We start from the raw sequence: 17,572 nt of genomic DNA, 5'->3' as shown, positions 1-17,572 counted from the left end.
CCGTCATCCTTGGCGCACCAGCCGGTCCACCAGACGGCGGGTCAGCGGCGCGACCAGCAGGACCGCCGGAAAGGCGATGGCCCAGCTTGTCATCCATGCGCCCATCCAAAGCAGGAATACCCCCTCGCCTAGCCCGGCGGCACGCAGTGTGGCAATGCCGGAGACCATGCTGGACATCAGCCCCGACAGGATCAGGCCAAAGAGGATCGGGGCGTATCTGGCGGGGATCATCGGCGCTTCGTCCAGTTCAGGGTTTTCTCGGTGGGACCGCCGGGGTGGTATTCACCGCTGACATACCCCTGATATTCCGTCGCTTCGAGCCGGGCAAAAAGCTGGTCAAAGTCCACCTCTCCGCTGCCCGGCGCGCTGCGGTCGGGGCTGTCGCCGATCTGCACATGGGCGATGATGTCGCGATATGCATCCAGCACCGCCACCGCGTCGCCGTGGATCATCTGCGCGTGGTAGCTGTCGTATTGCAGCGCGACATTGGGGGCCGCGACCGCGGCCAGGATTTCGGCGGCCAAAGCGTAGTCGTTCAGAAAATAGCCGGGCATCGCCACGGGATTCAGCGGCTCGATCGTCAGGCTGATGCCCTTGGGTGCCTCCGTCGCAGCCCAGCGCAGGTTTTCGATGAAAGTAGCGCGCGCCGCATCGCCTTGGGCCTCTCCGGCCATGACATGGATCATCGGCACGCCCAGCGCCGTGGCATAGCGAAAGGCACGGCGCATGTCGTGACGGAACCGGTCCACCGCATCGGGTTGCGCGGCAAACCCACGCGGGCCGCCGGTGTAGTTGGGCGGGGGCGCGTTGATCAGGATCAGCGACAGACCATTGCGGCCTAACGCCGCCTGCGTTTCCGGAGCGGGCGTATCGTAGGGAAACAGAATCTCGACCGCGTCGAAGCCCGCCGCTGCCGCGGCATCGAACCGGTCGAGAAACGGCAGCTCAGGCCAGAGAAGGCTCAGGTTGGCGGCGAATTTCACGGTATCACTGGCCCTGCGGCAATTCCTCGGACGGGATCATGCCAAAGAACCTGCCGCCTGACCACAGGCCAAACCACCCTTGCCGGTGCACACCCATCTCCACCAGGCGGTAAAAGCTCTTGCGGTCGATGAGCGCCTCCAGATTGCGGCGCACCAGAACGTAGGGTGCGGGTTCTCCCGTCTGGTCGTCGCGCACGACCCGGATAGGATGGTCCGGCCCGGCGGTCACGTGATCCTCCACGTTTGTCACGAAATGCAGGGACTGATCCTCTCCCTCACCCTCCGCCTCGAAGTCGATGGCGATGAAGGGAGCGTCCTCTACCGTGATGCCGAATTTTTCCACCGGCGTTTTCAGGAAATAGTCATCCCCCTCGCGCCACAGAATCGATGCGAACAACTTGACCAGTTCCGGTCGGTTGATGGGCGTGCCTTCATGAATCCATGTTCCGTCGCGCCGGATCTGCATGTCCATATCTCCGGAAAACGGCGGGTCCCATTTTTCCAGCGGGGGCATTCCGCGCGATTTTGCCGCTTTTGCAGACTCTGCGAGGCTTTCCGCCGAGGGGGTCACGGTTTTTTGTCCACTCATTGCTTTTGCCATTCCCGATTTGAGAGATACACTTAGACTAACCGATATAATCCAAGGAACGCGATTGTCATGAGTGATGCGGAAGACATGGTCGCCGAGATCGAGACGCTGGGCGTCAAACTGGCCGAAGCGAAGGACTCCATCACGCGGCGCTTCATCGGTCAGGAACGGGTGGTCGAACTGACCCTGACCGCGCTCCTGTGCGGCGGGCACGGACTTCTGATCGGACTGCCCGGCCTTGGCAAGACACGGCTGGTGGAGACCCTGAGCACAGTCATGGGGTTGGATGGCAACCGCGTGCAGTTTACGCCGGACCTGATGCCCGCCGATATTCTCGGCTCAGAAGTGCTGGACACCGCAGAGGACGGATCGCGCCGTTTTCGCTTTATCGAGGGGCCGGTGTTCTGTCAGCTTCTGATGGCAGATGAAATCAACCGCGCCAGCCCGCGGACGCAATCCGCGCTGTTGCAGGCGATGCAGGAAAAGACCGTGACCGTCGCGGGGCAAAGCCGCGCGCTGGGCGTACCGTTCCACGTGCTGGCGACACAGAACCCGATAGAACAGGAAGGCACCTATCCCCTGCCGGAGGCGCAGCTGGACCGTTTCCTGGTACGGATCGACGTGGCCTATCCCGACCGCGCGACCGAACGCGATATCCTTCTGGCCACCACGGGCGAGACGGAGGAACAATCTTCCCAGGTCTTCACGGCGGCCGAGTTACTGGCCGCACAGCGATTGCTGCGGCGGATGCCGGTGGGCGAATCGGTGGTCGAGCTGATCCTCGACCTCGTGCGGGCCTTCCGCCCGGAAGAGGAAGGCGCCAGCGCACGCGTGCGCGAAACCGTCGCCTGGGGTCCCGGTCCGCGCGCAGCGCAGTCTCTGATGCTGGCGGTCCGGGCGCGGGCGTTGTTGCAGGGCCGGCTTGCCCCCTCCGCGGAAGACGTGATCGACATGGCCCGTCCGGTTCTGAGCCACCGCATGGCGCTCAACTTCGCCGCGCGGGCGCGGGGGGACAGCCTTCAGGGCCTTATAGAGGAAACAGCCGCCAGTCTTTCCGGAACCAAGGCGGCAGCGTGACCGAAACCCCGATCTCCGGCAACCATACCCCCACGACACTGCGGGCCGGTGCCGAGGAGGAAGCCGCACGTCTGCCGGCCCTGCTGGCCCGGGCCGAGCATCTGGCGGGCGCGGTCCTGCTGGGCGCCCACGGGCGTCGGCGCGCCGGGACCGGCGATGATTTCTGGCAATATCGTCCCGCGCAGATCGGTGACAGCCGCCGCATGATCGACTACCGGCGGAGCGCCATGGGTGATCAGGAATTTGTCCGCGAGCGCGAATGGCAGATCGCGCAGTCAGTGATGCTGTGGATAGATCAGGGCGCATCGATGCGTTTTTCCAGCGATCCCAATCTGCCGCAAAAGGCCGACCGCGTGCGTGTGCTGGGCCTTGCGCTGGCGATCCTTCTGCTCAGGGGGGGTGAACGGGTCGGCCTGACCGGCACACGCCTGCCGCCCCGCAGCGGCAACCCACAGCTTCTGCGGCTGGCACAGGTGTTCTGCGAAGACGACCCGGCGGATTTCAGCCCGCCGGAGCACCGGGCGATGATTCCCCATGCCCGCGCCGTTTTCATCTCGGACTTCATGGGCGACATGAGCGGCGTGCAGCTTGCACTGACCAAAGCGGCGGATCGCGGAGTGCGCGGTGTGCTCTACCACGTACTCGACCCCTCGGAAGAGGCCTTCCCCTTCCGAGGCCGCACCATATTCGAAAGCGTCGGCGGCACGCTCAGACATGAAACGCTCAAGGCAAACGACCTGCGCGACCGCTATCTGGCGCGGCTGGCAGAGCGCAAGGCCGAGCTTCAGCGCCTGTGCGCCCTGACCGGCTGGCGCTACGGTGTGCATCATACGGACGCTTCAGCGCAGTCGGCCCTTCTGTGGCTCTATTCGGCGCTGGATGCCCGCGCGGGGGTTGCGGCATGACGGTTCTGGGCGGAATCGGGTTCACGGCCCCCTGGCTGCTGGCCGCGCTGGCGGCGCTGCCGATCCTCTGGCTGATCCTTCGCGCGGTGCCGCCCGCGCCCATCCGGCGGCGGTTCCCTGGCGTGGCGCTTCTGCTGGGGCTGAAGGACGACGAAAGCGTGTCTGACCGCACGCCCTGGTGGCTGCTGCTGTTGCGGATGCTGGCGGTCGCGGCGATCATTCTGGGCCTTGCCGGTCCGGTCCTGAACCCCCAAGAGGATCAGGCGCGGGGCAACGGGCCACTGCTGATCGTGTTGGACGGCACCTGGGCCGGGGCGACCCGTTGGCCCCAGCAGATGGAGGCGGTGGAGGCGCAACTTTCGCGCGCCGCCCGCGCAAATCGGACGGTGGCAATGCTGACCCTCACCCGCCCGGAAGAACCGGCATTCCAGGCCGCGGACGTGTGGCGCAGCCGGATCGCCGGATTCGCGCCAGCGCCCTGGCAGCCGTCTTCGGCGGATATTGAACGCGCGACGGCCATCGTCGACGGTATGGATGGCTTTGATACGTTGTGGTTCAGCGACGGGCTGGACTTTGAGGGCCGCGGCGAAATGCTGCAGACGCTGCAGTCACGGGGCGACGTGGAGGTCTATCAGACGGCGGCGAACGTGCTGGCGATCAGCCCCGCGACCTATGCGGACAGCGTGGTGAACCTGCAGGTGGCCCGCGCGGCCCCCGGTCCCGCGCGCGACGTGACGATCCAGGCCGAGGGCCGCGATCCCGCCGGGAATGCCCGTATCCTTGCCACCGCGACCGGCACTTTCGCCGAAGGCGAGACCACGGCCACCGCAGAGGTGTCGCTGCCCGCCGAACTGCGGTCGCGCATCACCGGTTTCGTCATCGCCGGTCAACGCTCTGCCGGGGCGGTGACGCTGGTGGACGACGCCCTGCGCCGCCGTGAAGTTGCGCTGATCGGCGGTCGCAACGACCGCGAGGGACTACAACTGCTGTCGCCTCTCCACTACATCGAACAGGCGCTGGCGCCGACGGCGGACCTGATCGACGGGTCGATCACCGATGTGCTGCCAGCAAACCCGGATGTCATCGTGCTGGCCGATATCGCGACCCTTTCTGCGGCCGAATCCGAACCGCTGACCGACTGGATCGAAAACGGCGGGATGCTGGTGCGCTTTGCCGGACCGCGGATCGCCGCCAGCGATGTCAGCCGCGTCGACGAAGACCCCCTGATGCCGGTCCGCCTGCGCGCGGGCGGGCGCAGCGTGGGCGGTGCGATGAGTTGGGGAGAGCCGAAGTCGCTGGCGGCATTCCGCGACACCTCCCCCTTTTACGGCCTGCCGGTGCCCGATGACGTGACCGTGACAGCCCAAGTCGTGGCCCAGCCTGATCCGACCCTCGCCGACCGTGTCATCGCATCGCTGAGTGACGGCACCCCACTGGTCACGCGCAAGACCGTCGGGCAAGGGCAGATCGTGCTGTTCCATGTGACCGCCACCGCGGAATGGTCCACACTGCCCCTTTCCGGCCTTTTCGTGCAGATGATGGAACGGCTGGCGGTTTCCTCTTCCGCGGCGCAGCCCGACGCGGGCGACCTTGAAGGCACGACCTGGACACCGCTGCGGATCATGGATGGATACGGGGTGCTGTCGGACGCGGGCACGCTGCCGGGTGTGGACGGCCCCGATCTGATCGGCGCACCGGCAGGGCCGGACCTTCAACCGGGTATCTACGGCAATGCGGATCGACGGCTCGCCCGAAACGTCTTTGCCGCCGACAGCACTCTGACCCCGGCGAGCTGGCCCGCCGGTGTGCCGTTGCGCGGGCTTGCCGTGCCACCCGAACAGCCCATCGCGGGCTGGCTTCTGAGCCTTGCGATCCTGCTGCTCCTGGCGGATGTGGTGGCATCGCTGGCCCTGTCGGGACGCCTGCTGGGACGCAAAAGCGGGGCGGTTGCAGGCGCGGCGATCCTCGCACTGTGTTTGCCGTTGGCCCCGGCGGACGCGCAGACTACGCCCCCCCAGACGACGGAAGAAGAAGACTTCGCCCTCGCGGCGACAAACGAGGTCACGCTGGCGCATGTCATCACCGGCGACAGCGAAGTGGACGATATTGCTGCGGCCGGGTTGCAGGGGCTGTCGGATGTGCTGTTCTTTCGCACCTCGGTCGAGCCAGCGCCCCCCACCGCTGTAAACCTTGAAACCGACGAATTGGCATTCTTCCCGATGCTGTACTGGCCGATCACACCGAATCAGCCGCGCCCCTCGTCCGAAGCCTATTCCAAGCTGAACACCTACCTGCGGTCCGGTGGAATGATCCTGTTCGACACGCGCGACGCCGACATCGCGGGCCTGAGCGGCACCAGCCAGAATGGCCGCAAGCTGCAGGAACTCGCCGCACCGCTGGATATTCCCCCGCTGGAGACACTGCCCGCCGATCATGTCCTGACGCGCACCTTCTACCTGCTTCAGGACTTTCCTGGCCGCTACAACAGCCGCGATGTCTGGGTGGAAGCCTCTCCGCCCGATGCGGAACAGATCGAAGGGATGCCGTTCCGCAATCTCAACGACGGTGTAACACCCGTGGTGATCGGCGGTAACGACTGGGCCGCGGCATGGGCCGTGCGCAGCGACGGTGCCCCCCTGCTGCCCATCGGTCGCGGTTATGCCGGAGAACGACAGCGGGAAATCGCGAACCGGTTCGGCGTGAACCTGATCATGCATGTGCTGACCGGAAACTATAAGTCGGACCAGGTCCATGTGCCTGCCCTACTGGATCGGCTGGGCCAATGAGCGCATCAATCGTCTTTGACCCCCTTGTGCCGATGGCACTGCTCCTCGTGGTGGCCATTGTCGCCGCGATATCGGTCATCCTCGCGATCTTGCGGGGGTTGAACGGCTGGGGTCTGCGCGCGGCGGCGGCGCTCGTGGTGCTGGGGGCCCTGGCCAATCCGTCCTATCAGCAGGAGGACCGAGCACCGCTGACAGACATCGTCTTCCTGGTCGAGGACGAAAGCGCCAGCCAGGGGTTGGGCGACCGCGCCGCACAGTCGCGCGAAGCCGCCACTGCGCTGGCCGCGCGCATCAACGCCCGCCCGAACACGGAACTGCGCCGCATCACCGTGCCCGATGGCGCGGGAGACGCTGGCACCGAGCTTGTGACCGCTCTGTCGAACGCGATGGCCGAGGAACCCCGCGCGCGCATCGCGGGCATCCTGGCGATCTCGGACGGGCGTATCCACGACGCCGACACGCCGATCGACCTGCCCGCGCCGCTGCACCTGCTGATGAGCGGAGAGGAAACCGACTGGGACCGGCGCCTGTCGGTTCGCAACGCGCCCGCCTTTGCCATCATCGGCGAGCCTGTGACCCTGACCCTGCGGATCGACGACCTGGGCGCGGCCCCGGCCAATGATACGCTGGTCCAGCTCGATATCTCCATCGACGGGGACGAACCGCAAAGCTTCCAGGTGCCTGTGGGCGAAGATCTGGAATTGCCGGTGACTTTGCCCCACGGCGGACGCAACGTGATCCAGTTCACCCTGCCAGAGGCCGAGGGCGAGCTGACCGACCGAAACAACACGGCGCTGATCCAGATGAACGGCGTGCGCGACCGTTTGCGGGTGCTTCTGGTGTCCGGCGAACCCCATCCGGGCGGCCGCACCTGGCGGAACCTGCTCAAATCCGACAGCTCGGTCGACCTGGTGCATTTCACCATCCTCCGTCCGCCGGAAAAACAGGACGGCGTGCCGGTCAACGAACTGTCTCTCATCGCCTTCCCGACGCGTGAACTGTTCATGGAGAAGATCGAGGATTTCGACCTGATCATCTTTGACCGTTACAAACGGCGCGGGATTCTGCCATCGCTCTACCTGGACAACGTCGCGAACTACATCCGCCAGGGTGGCGCCGTGCTGGTTGCGGCAGGGCCGGATTTCGCGACCGCCGACAGCCTGTTCCGCTCTCCGCTGGGGGCCGTGCTGCCCGCGACGCCGACGACCGCACGGGTCATCGAGGAACCCTACCTGCCGAAGGTAACGGACATCGGCAAACGACACCCCGTGACCGCTGGCCTGCCCTCTGCCGGGGACTGGGGCCGCTGGCTGCGCCAGATCGACGTCACCGACCCGCAGGGGAATGTGGTGATGGAAGGCGTGGACGAACGACCTTTGCTGGTGCTCAATCGGGTGGACGAAGGCCGGGTGGCGCTTTTGGCGTCGGATCACGCGTGGCTGTGGAACCGCGGCTACGAGGGCGGCGGCCCGCAACTGGAACTGCTGCGCCGCCTCGCGCACTGGATGATGAAAGAGCCGGAGCTGGAGGAAGAGGCGCTGACCGCCACCGCCGAAGGTCGCACCATGCGCATCCGCCGCCGGACATTGGACGAAACAGTGCCGCCGGTCACGGTGACAGCCCCCGACGGCAACACTGTGGAACTGACGCTGGAAGAAGTTTCGCCCGGTGTGTTCGAAACCGTCTTCGAAGGTCCTGAAATCGGGCTCTACCGGTTGGCGAACGGCGAACAGAACGCGGTGATCGGCCTGGGTCCTGCCGCGCCGCGTGAATTCGTCGAGACGATCGCGAGCGACACGGTCATGCGTCCGCTGGTGGACAGCCTGCGCGGCGGGGTGGCGCGGCTTGAAGAAGGGCTGCCACGCCTGCGCGATGTACGCCCCGGCAGGCCCGCCGCAGGACGCGGCTGGCTGGGCCTGACCCCGCGCGACGCCTACGAGACGCGCGATGTCACCCAGACACCGCTGTTACCGGGGTGGCTGGTACTGCTTCTCTCGGCGGTTCTGATCACAGGCGCCTGGCTGCGCGAGGGTCGGCGCTAGAGCGACCGGATCAGCAGCCCACCGGCCAGGAAAACCACGACGATCCCTGCGAGAACTTCGAGGACTGCGGCCATATTCGCCAGTCGCTTGGACCCGCTGATGCCCGCCAGCAGGCCGCCGCGCAGGCCGCCAGCTGCAAGCCCCACGGCGACAGTCACCAGGGCGGTGCCGAGGGCCATCGCAAACGCACCACCGATGCCAAGGCCCGCGATGCCCATTTGCCAGGTGATGACCAAAACAAAGAGCGCGCCGGAGCAGGGCCGGATGGCAATACCCAGGATCAGGCCCAGCGCCGCGCGCAGAGAATGCACCTGCCGCACCTGATCAAGCGTCGGACCGTGGGCGTGACCACAATCCTGGCAGACCCCGTCAGCGTCGACGTCGGCGTGTTGGTGGTGATGGTGCGCATGATCATGGGCGCGGTCTGCGCCTACGACCACAGCCGCCCGCACCTTGAGCGCCCCCCGCAACAGCAGCCACAGGCCAATGGCGGTGATCGCGGCGTAGCTGGCCGGCGCCATGATGTCTTCGGTTACGCCCACCAGCGCCTCGCGCCCCAGATCGAGCAGGAGCACCCCGGCATAGACGAGAAGAACGGCTGTCACCGCCTGCCCCAGCGACGCCATCAGCGCGATGAGGGACAGGCGCAGCATGGGCACGTCGCTGCCCATGCCATAGCCGCCGATCAGCACCTTGCCGTGACCGGGACCCGCCGCATGGGCCAGGCCATAGGCGAAACAGGCCCCCAGCAACGCCAGCACCGCGCCGTCATCCCCGGCCCGCGTGGCACGCAAAGCACCTGCTATGGTGTTTTGAAACGACCGCTGCAATCCCGCCGCCCAAAGGCTCAACTGATCGAACCCACCGAGATACCAGATCGCCGCCAAGGCCAGCAGCACCGCGAGCGCGGCAAACGTCAGGAGGCGTCGCATGTAACGATCACGGTCGTGGCAAGATCGGCACCGATGTTCGGCAGTCCCGCATCTTCCGGGTCGGTTTCGGCATCAAGCGCCGCAAGTTCATCGCGTACTGCCGCCAAGCCCTTGGTCAGGTCGGGCATTTCGACCCGGTTGCGGCATCCGTCCCGCCCCTCGATGGTGACGGGCAGCGTCACATCGTAGGCGGTGTAATAGGTCCGGTCATAGGGTCTGACTTCATAAGGGGGGCCATCCGCCGCAGCGCCGTCGACACTACGAAAATGGGTGGTGATCACGCGGCCGTCCTCAAGCACACCGGTATAGTCGCGAGGCCCGGACAACCGCAGTTCGGTACCGCCCTGCGAAATCTCCAGATCACCGTTGAAGCCTTCGATCCATTGCATGTCGAACCCGGTCAGCCTTGCCTGTTCCTCGTCCGTCAACTTGCCGTCAAAGTCCTGGTCCAGTTCCATGTCCTCGGTAACGAGCAGGGAATAGAGTTCGTCATACATCCAGGTCACTTCCACCTCGGCCAGACGGCCCTCGGCATCGAAGTGCAGTGTCAGCCCCGTGTCCACGAAGACATGCGGATGGGCGATCAGCCGGGGGGCCGACAGGCAGAGAAACAGGATGGCAGCCAGGCGTTTCATCGTCGCCACTCCTAGCCTATGCCGCGCGGGCCAGCAATGCTGTCGGAACGACTGTGGCAGGCGTTGGCCGATCTGGCAGGGTCAGTCCAGCCGGACTTCGACCTCTGCGCCGCGGCCCGTCGCGTCGATGACGCGAATGCGCGAGAATCCCGGCCCCAGGCCGGGAATGATGGCATCCCGCCGCCGCACCTCCGTCAGCACAGGTGCACCGTTCACCAGCACCGTCATGGGCAAGACGCCCGAACGCCATTTCAGCGGAATGCCCTCGCCGCTTTGTCGCAGGGTCGCGCCATCGGGCGGGAAGGTCACGGTGGGCGCAAGTTGGTCGCCAGTGAATACCGCGCCTCGGCCACGAAACCGCTGCAGGGGTTTCGGCAGCGCGGCAGTGCTGAGGATCAGCGTCTCGGGCGGCGGCACCGGAAGGGGTGTGCGCGCGGCAGCCAGGCGCCCAAACGTCTCGAACAGGATCGGCGCGGCGAGATCGCCGCCGAAAGCCCCCGGCACCGGCGTCCCGTCGGGACGCCCCAACCAGACGCCGACCACATGCGCCCCGTCAAACCCCAGCGCCCAGGCGTCGCGGTGCCCATAAGATGTCCCGGTTTTGTAGGCGATCTGACCGGACCGCGTCGCAGCCCCCGCTGGCGAGGCGATACCGGCCAGAATATGGCCAACCTGCCAGGCCGCCGCCCGCGACATCATACGCTGACCCGGTGGCGCCTCTGTTCCACGGCGCCAGACCAGCGGCCGGGCCTGTCCGCCTGCGGCCAGGCTGGCGTAGAGCTGCACGAGGTCGTTCAGGGTCAGGCCCACTCCACCCAGTGCCACCGCCAGCCCCGGCTTGCCCCGCAGTCGGGGTTCGGCCCCGCCCTGCCGCAAGCTGGCCATCAGTCGTGCCGGTCCCAGTTCATGCGTCAGCAACACCGGCGGAATGTTCAGCGACATCCGCAGCGCCTCACGCACCGTAAGCTCGCCACGATAGAGACCGTCGAAATTCTGCGGCGCGTAGCCGCCGAAAGCCACCGGGGAATCGTCGATGAGCGTATCGGGATGGGCGAGCCCCTGATCGAAAGCCAGTCCGTAGATAAACGGCTTCAGGGTCGATCCGGGCGACCGTACGGCGCGGGTCATGTCGACGAACCCCAACGCCCCGCCTGTCGCCGCGTATGCTGGCGACCCGACAGAGGCCAGAACCTCGCCGTTGCGGTGGTCGGCGACTACGATGGCGGCAGAGACGCCGCGCGGCTGTCCGGCAACGGCGCGGCGCGCCAGATCGGCCACCTGACGTTGCAGCGTCGCATCCAGCGTCAGATCGTGGCGCGGGGCCTGCGGGTCCTGCTGCCTCAGCGTGTCGGTCAGGTGCGGGGCCAGCCACACGATCGGCTTCATCGCATCGGGTACAGCCGCCTTCAGGTCCCGTTCGGGCGCTTTGACGCGCGCCAGAACGCGATCGCGCGCGGCGCGGGCCGCCTTGGGGTGGCGATCGGGGCGGCGGGTTTCAGGCGACTGCGGCAGCGCCACCATCAGGGCCGCTTCGGCCTGCGTCAGACGTGTCGGCGCCTTGCCGAACCAGGCCAGCGTCCCCGCCCGCAAGCCTTCCAGCGGGCCACCGTAGGGCGCGTGGTTCAGGTAAAGCTCCAGGATCTGCGCTTTGGTCAGCCGACGCTCCAGCGCCAGGGCCAAACGGATCTGACGCAGCTTGCCGGGCCAGCGGCCAGTACCGGAGTTTTCCAGCAGCCTTGCCACCTGCATGGTCAGGGTCGATCCGCCCGAGCGGATCTTGCCCCTCAGTACCGCCTGCATCGCCGCACGCGCCAGTGCGATGGGGTCGACCCCGGCGTGACGATGGAAACGCTTGTCCTCGTAGGTGACAAGCATATCGAGATAGGCGGGGTCCACCCGGTCGAGCGTCAGTGCCAGCCGGATGCGACCGTTCTCAACCGGAAAAACCCGCATCAGCGCACCGTTGCGGTCGCGCACCTCGACCGAGGTTTCGGCCAGCACCGGCGGCAACACCGTATCACTCACCCAACGGTCAAACCCGTCGCGCAGCCCGGCGGCCACCCCCAGCACCACGACAAGGGCGAAAAGGCCGAAACGCCGGATCATGGCATGACCGTTACCTCACCGGTATCGGTATTGGCGCGGTATTCGGGACGGTACATATCCTCCACGGTCGCGGCAGGATGGTGATACGTGCCCGGCGTCACCGCACGCACCATATAGGCCAGCTGGAATGAATCGGCGCTGCGGTGGTTGACCGCCGCGATGAACCGGTCGCTGCGGAATTCGGCATTTTCGGCCTCTGTCGTCTGCAGCCAGTCGAGACTGCCGATTTCGCCGCCACGCAGCAGGTTGGGATTGTCGATCTCGAAACCCGCGGGCAGTGGATCATCCACGATCAGCCGCGCGCCGACATCCTCGAAAGGGGTCACGGTGATGACAGCCACCATTCGCTCTCCCGAGGTGACGGGGAAGGTCACTGGCGTACCTTCAGGAGTGAAATAGCTGCGTTCGATCGCGTAACCGTAACCGTCCGCCGCGGGAGGCACCTCTGGCACCCCATAGGCCGTCATCGTGATGTCGACCGGCGCGGTGCTGATATTTTCGATCACCGACAGGCCGGCTTGACGGTCGCTCAGCCGTTTGACCACGGGACCGCGCGCTTCTTGTCCGTCGACGCGCAAGGTGGCCACCGCATCGGGAGACGCCAGCGCATGGGCCGCCATGACGACCTGCGCTGCTTCTTGCGTCGAGAGGCGCGTGTCGCCGTTCTGGACCCAGGAAATCAGCGTCGCGGGTTCCACCGCAGTGCTGCCCGCCTCGGCGGTCAGCTTGAGGACGGCGGCAGTGTCCCGCAGGCCGGTGCCAAAGTCGGCGCGATAGGTCGGCCGACCGTCCCGGTCGCGCAGCAGCAACACGCCCGCGCGGCGGAACATCGCATCGGCACGCAGCGGATCGCCATAGGCCGCAAGCGCCGCGCCCAGTTGCGCCGCGGCCAACGGTGTGCCGAAGTCGTTTGCCTTGGTGTCGGCATAGTACCGCAGGTCGCCCATGTTGGCCGCCCCCTCGCGGGCCAGCACCAGAAGCGCATAGGCCACATCCTCGCCCCCGTTGTCGAAGTCGGGCGCATAGGCGATGCGATTGCGCAGATTATCCATGGCAAGGCCAAATGCCTGATCCGGCACGTCGTACCCCTCGGCCCGCGCCCGGGACAGGAAGTCGGTCACGTATGCGTCCAGCCAGAATTCGCCCGACGCCGCCCGCCAGAGACCGAACGCGCCGTTGCTGGACTGCCGGGTCAGGACCCGTGCAATGGCGCTGTCGATCTTCGCGCGGATGCGCTCCGGTTCGCCCAGACCTGCGGCCTCGGCCATGGAGGACAGGTAGAGCAGCGGCATTGTGGCCGACGTCACCTGCTCGGTACATCCATAAGGATAACTGTCGAGTTGGCGCAGCAGACCCGGCACGTTGAAGCGCGCCAGCGGTCCGGCAGTCAGCGTCGCCTCACCTGTGCCGGGGCGCAGCCCTGAAAAGACATTGCTGTCGAAGGTGAATGTCTCACCCACGCCCAAAGCGAACTTGCGGGTGATCGCGGTTTCCGGGTCGTTGTCGCGCACCGGCATGTTCAGGACCTTGCGCAACTCGGTCCCCTGCGGGGTCTGAAGGCTGACGGTGATCAGCGGATCGCCGATTTCCCGCCCTGTGACGGGGATCTCTACGCGAGTTGCGCCCTCCTGCGACAGGCTGACAGTCTGGGGCACCTCGCCCAGTGACACAGCGGCGTCGGCCATCACCGTCAGCGGCATGTCGCCCGCCGGCCCTTCGGCATGGACGAATTCGAGCAACAGGCGGCTGTCGTCACCCGGCGCCAGAAAGCGCGGCAAGGATGCGCTGACCACCACGGGATCACGGGCGACCACGTCGGTATCGGCATCGCCCACCGCGGTTTCCGACCACGCCACGGCCATCAGACGGATGGTGCCGTTGAAGGACGGCTTGATGATCTCGACCTCTGCCCGGCCATCGGGCCCAACCGGCACCGGCCCGGCGAAAAAGGCCATCAGGTCCTCGGTCGGCGGGGGTGATTGCACCTGCGTGCCGCCAAAGGCATCGCCGCCCGAGCGGACCGCACCCATCGCACCGTTCATGCCGTCGATCAAACGGCCGTAGACGTCGCGCATTTCGACACCCAGCCGGCGCTGGCCAAAGTAATGACCAGCCACGTCCGGCGGGTCAAAGCGGGTGAGATTCAGGATCCCCTGGTCCACGGCGGCAAGCGTGACATATGCCGTCTCGCCAGGTTGCACGCCCTCAACCAGCACGGTCGCGCGCAGGGTCCCGGCCTGGCCATCCACCACATCCGGCGCGTCGAAACCGACATTCAGTTTCTTCGGCCCCGGTGCCACCGCCGCGTGGACGAGGCCCAGACTGCGGGCCGGGTTCAGCCCCGCCGACACATCCATGCCGCGCAGGACCGATGCCGTCACATAGGCGCCACTGCCCCAGTCCTCTGTCACGGTCAGGGGCACGGTATTCTCACCCTTGGTCACGGCGACAACCTTGCGGTCGATCACGCGGTTGGACAGCACCGTCAGGATCGCAACACCGTCGCCACCTGCCAGCAGGCGGACATTCACCGGATCGCCGACCGCGAAGGTTTCGCCGCTCAGCGACATCTCCAGCCGGTCGGGCGTGTCGATCTCTCCATCTCCGCCATACCAGCCCGAAGTGAACTGCACCGAGGACACCGCGTATGGCCCGTCGGTGCGTTCGACGACCAGCTCGTATTCGCCCCATTGGGTCGGGGCGCTGACCTGGATGGGGTCGGCGCCCAGCATGGCGTCACCAGTTTGCGCACGGATACGGCGGACCGTCGGCTCCCACTGCCAATCGCCGTATTGCTGGTACCATTGATAGCGGGTCTCGACCTTGTTCAGGGTCCAGCGCACCTGCATCGGAGCGGCGCTGTCATCGGGCGCGACGGCGATCAGGTCGAATGCTGCCTCCGCGCCCTCGGGCAACGTGCCCTCAAACCGGGGTTTGATGCCGATCATCGTCGCCTCTGGCGTCACGGGCTTGGTCAGACGCCGTTCTACCGGACGGCCCGAACCCTCGGAAACCTGGAGGATGATTTCGGCCTCGAGCGGCAGCACCGGGTCTTCGTCGAGCGCAGGAAAGGCAAGCGGCAGGGTCGCGGTGCCGGCCGCGTCCGTCACCGTATCCTCCAGCGCCGTTGTGCGGGTGCCGAAGGACGCGTCATGCGGGCCGAAACGGTAGCCGTCCCACCCCGGCAGGGATCGCGTGGCCCGCAGACGCAGGTCGCCGCGCATCGGCAGGTCGGCGCCCGGGGCACCGAAAAGATACCGCACCTCGACCCGCAGGGGCGGGGCGCTGCGCAGGCGCAACGGCACATCGGGCAGCGTCATTTCGAAATCCAGACGCTCCGGCAGGAAGTCTTCTACCAAGACGGTCTGACTCGCCAGCGCAGGGGCGTCCACATCGGACATGATGTCGATGCGCCAGGCGCCGCGTGGCACGTCACCGCCAAGGGGCAGCGCAAAGACATGGCCGCCTGCCATCGGGTTCTGACTGAGGTGGCGGGAATACTCCACACCGTCGGGTCGCCTGAGGACAGCAGTTACCGGAAGACCGGTGATGGCCGCCGCCTGTCCGTCGCGCGTGAGTGCGGTGGCATAGATCGTCTCGCCCACGCGGTAGGCACCGCGATCGGTGGTCAGGAAGGTGTCGATGGGTGGGGCGGGCGGGTTGCCCTCCACGCCGCGGTCGGACAGGTCGAAGGCCGGGTCCGTCAGCGGCATAAAGGCGATATCCTCAGCGCCATCCTCGGCCATCAGCAGTGCGGGTGCCGCGGCACCGGATCCGCGAGTGATACCCGGGGCAAAGCTGGCAAACCCATTTTCATCGGTTACTGCCTCGCCCAGCACCGCGTTGGCGCGCGAGATCAGGTTCAGCCGGACCCCCCCGCGCGGGGCCGTGTCGGCCAGACTGCGCACGGCGACCTGCATCCCATCGACGCCCGACCAGCTCGACAGGCCCAGGTCGGACAGCACGAACCACTGCGTCGCCGCCGGATTGTCATAAGGGTCCTGCCCGGGCACAGAGGCGCTGAGCGTATAGATGCCCGCAGGCTGGCCCATCAGCACATCACCCATTGGCAGGCGCGTGGTCATGTCTTCGTTCAGCTCGTTGCGGGTCTCGCCTTTGCCGCGCCAGATTTCCTGTGCCAGTTCGGTTGAGAACTGTCGTGCCTCATACTGGCTGAGCGGTCGGCCAAAATAGTTCTCGCGGATGGTGCGCACAAGGTTGCGGTCGCTGACCCGGTGCAACACCAGATCCAGCTCGGTGACGTTGACCGTCTCGACCGGCAGCGCCGCATCGGCTGCACGGGGCAGAACATAGGCGCGGCCCGGAAATCGGACCAGCGGGTCGCGGTCACGCACGTAGAGCGCCAGTCGCACATCCTTGTGCAGTGTCTCGCCGCTCTGCGCCGGGAGGCCAGCACGAAAGGTCACTTCATAGCGCGCGCCGTGCTCGACCCCATCTATGCAAAGCTGGTTGTTCTCCGCCTGCACTGCCAGCCCGCGTCCGTCGATGCGGACAAACGGTTCGTAGTCCTGCCCCGCCTGGACCAGTTTCTCGGAGAATTCCGCACAGATACGCGGGGCGGCGGCGTTGTTGTCGACCCGATGCTCGGTGATGCGGAAGCCGTATTTTCCGATGGCATCGTCAAGCGCGGTCTCCAGTTCTTCACGCGGGGCCGCGGCGAGCGCCAGACGCAGTGCCGGGATCATGTCGCGGCCGCGACGGTTTTCCTCCAGAGCTTGCGCCATCACCGTCAGGGCATCGGCCCGCAGTGCCGGGGTATCGGCGCGCAGATAGGCGTTCGTCGCCGCGCGCAGCGCCACGCGGCTGCGCTCGGTCCGGTCGGCGCCGCGCAATTGCTCCGCCCGGGTCAAGGACAGCCGCCCCAAACGGGCCCACAGATCGGCGCGATCGGTTGCGGCAACAGCCTTGCCCGCCCAGCCGAGCGCCCGTTCAATATCGCCGGACTGCTGCGCTGAGGCCATGGCGGCAATCAGGTCATCGGCGGTTTCGGAGTCAAACGAAAAGCGGCGCGCGTTGCTGAAGACCAATGCGCGGGCGTCGTCGAAATCGCTTGGGTCGAGGAACGAAAGATCCGCGGCGCGCGTCGGGGCGCCGGCCAGAACGGCAGGGTCCGTCACGATTTTGCGCGCCGACATCGCGCCATCGTAGGGCTGCCGGTCCGAAACGGCAGACTTCGGGAAACACGAATTGGACCGCGCGTTGAAGGTAAAGGCCACACATGCCTGCTGCGCCGAACAGGCACGCTGGCAAGCGTCCTGAGTTGTATCGAACAGGTTTGTCAGGTCAGAGCCGTAGAAATCCACGTCGCGCGAAAACAGGAACCTGTGCTCCGGCACGGTCGACTGGGCCGATAGCTGCCCGACCATCAGGCATAGCATCACAAAGGACAAACGCAGGACGCGAAAAATCGACATGACAAACTCCTATTGGAAATAGGGACATGGTCGCATGGCATCCGATTCCCGGCAAGGCTGTGCATTCGTTAGCCCGATGTTC

11 protein-coding genes are annotated in these 17,572 nt (G+C 66.2%); 4 read left to right on the top strand and 7 right to left on the bottom strand.

Annotated elements, in window-relative coordinates; all coding sequences use genetic code 11:
• Nucleotides 1-3: 3 nt before the first annotated feature.
• From FIU94_RS06235 to FIU94_RS06225, 3 genes are read right to left on the bottom strand one after another with little or no spacing between them, the layout of a single operon-like run.
• Nucleotides 4-231: a DUF2798 domain-containing protein gene (locus tag FIU94_RS06235; RefSeq protein WP_152464960.1), complete on the bottom strand. Its 228-nt coding sequence runs from the start codon at nucleotides 229-231 to the stop codon at nucleotides 4-6.
• On the bottom strand, nucleotides 228-983 hold the full coding sequence (locus FIU94_RS06230; protein ID WP_152464959.1) for a hydroxypyruvate isomerase family protein: 756 nt from the start codon (nucleotides 981-983) through the stop codon (nucleotides 228-230). The genes FIU94_RS06235 and FIU94_RS06230 overlap by 4 nt, the downstream gene beginning before the upstream one ends.
• A gap of 4 nt (nucleotides 984-987) precedes the next feature.
• Nucleotides 988-1,572, bottom strand: coding sequence for a DUF1285 domain-containing protein (locus tag FIU94_RS06225; protein ID WP_152464958.1), 585 nt, complete (start codon nucleotides 1,570-1,572; stop codon nucleotides 988-990).
• Nucleotides 1,573-1,641: 69 nt separating this feature from the next.
• Between FIU94_RS06225 and FIU94_RS06220 the strand changes: the two genes are divergently transcribed.
• The 4 genes from FIU94_RS06220 to FIU94_RS06205 are packed head-to-tail and all read left to right on the top strand — an operon-like array spanning nucleotide 1,642 to nucleotide 8,382.
• The gene (locus tag FIU94_RS06220; protein WP_152464957.1) at nucleotides 1,642-2,649 is read left to right on the top strand and encodes a MoxR family ATPase; all 1,008 of its coding nucleotides are present in this window, start codon (nucleotides 1,642-1,644) and stop codon (nucleotides 2,647-2,649) included.
• The gene (locus FIU94_RS06215) at nucleotides 2,646-3,554 is read left to right on the top strand and encodes a DUF58 domain-containing protein (RefSeq protein ID WP_254702626.1); all 909 of its coding nucleotides are present in this window, start codon (nucleotides 2,646-2,648) and stop codon (nucleotides 3,552-3,554) included. The genes FIU94_RS06220 and FIU94_RS06215 overlap by 4 nt, the downstream gene beginning before the upstream one ends.
• Nucleotides 3,551-6,340: a DUF4159 domain-containing protein gene (locus FIU94_RS06210; RefSeq protein ID WP_152464956.1), complete on the top strand. Its 2,790-nt coding sequence runs from the start codon at nucleotides 3,551-3,553 to the stop codon at nucleotides 6,338-6,340. The genes FIU94_RS06215 and FIU94_RS06210 overlap by 4 nt, the downstream gene beginning before the upstream one ends.
• A complete protein-coding gene (locus FIU94_RS06205) occupies nucleotides 6,337-8,382 on the top strand; it encodes a hypothetical protein (protein WP_152464955.1) in 2,046 nt (681 codons plus the stop codon). Before FIU94_RS06210 ends, FIU94_RS06205 begins: the two co-directional genes overlap by 4 nt.
• Here the strand turns inward: FIU94_RS06205 and FIU94_RS06200 are convergent.
• The 4 genes from FIU94_RS06200 to FIU94_RS06185 form a co-directional block, all read right to left on the bottom strand.
• Nucleotides 8,379-9,314 (bottom strand): nickel/cobalt transporter, encoded by a 936-nt coding sequence (locus tag FIU94_RS06200; RefSeq protein ID WP_152464954.1) that lies wholly within the window; start codon nucleotides 9,312-9,314, stop codon nucleotides 8,379-8,381. The two genes, FIU94_RS06205 and FIU94_RS06200, sit on opposite strands and share 4 nt — an antisense overlap.
• On the bottom strand, nucleotides 9,299-9,949 hold the full coding sequence (locus FIU94_RS06195; protein ID WP_152464953.1) for a DUF1007 family protein: 651 nt from the start codon (nucleotides 9,947-9,949) through the stop codon (nucleotides 9,299-9,301). The genes FIU94_RS06200 and FIU94_RS06195 overlap by 16 nt, the downstream gene beginning before the upstream one ends.
• A gap of 81 nt (nucleotides 9,950-10,030) precedes the next feature.
• Nucleotides 10,031-12,055 (bottom strand): penicillin-binding protein 1C, encoded by a 2,025-nt coding sequence (gene pbpC / locus FIU94_RS06190; RefSeq protein ID WP_152464952.1) that lies wholly within the window; start codon nucleotides 12,053-12,055, stop codon nucleotides 10,031-10,033.
• Nucleotides 12,052-17,490: an alpha-2-macroglobulin family protein gene (locus FIU94_RS06185; protein ID WP_254702625.1), complete on the bottom strand. Its 5,439-nt coding sequence runs from the start codon at nucleotides 17,488-17,490 to the stop codon at nucleotides 12,052-12,054. Before FIU94_RS06185 ends, pbpC begins: the two co-directional genes overlap by 4 nt.
• Between the last annotated feature and the right edge of the window lie 82 nt (nucleotides 17,491-17,572).

Origin of the sequence: Sulfitobacter sp. THAF37 (genome assembly GCF_009363555.1) — a bacterium.
GTDB lineage: Bacteria > Pseudomonadota > Alphaproteobacteria > Rhodobacterales > Rhodobacteraceae > Sulfitobacter.
This window is presented reverse-complemented; position numbering and strand designations above follow the sequence as displayed.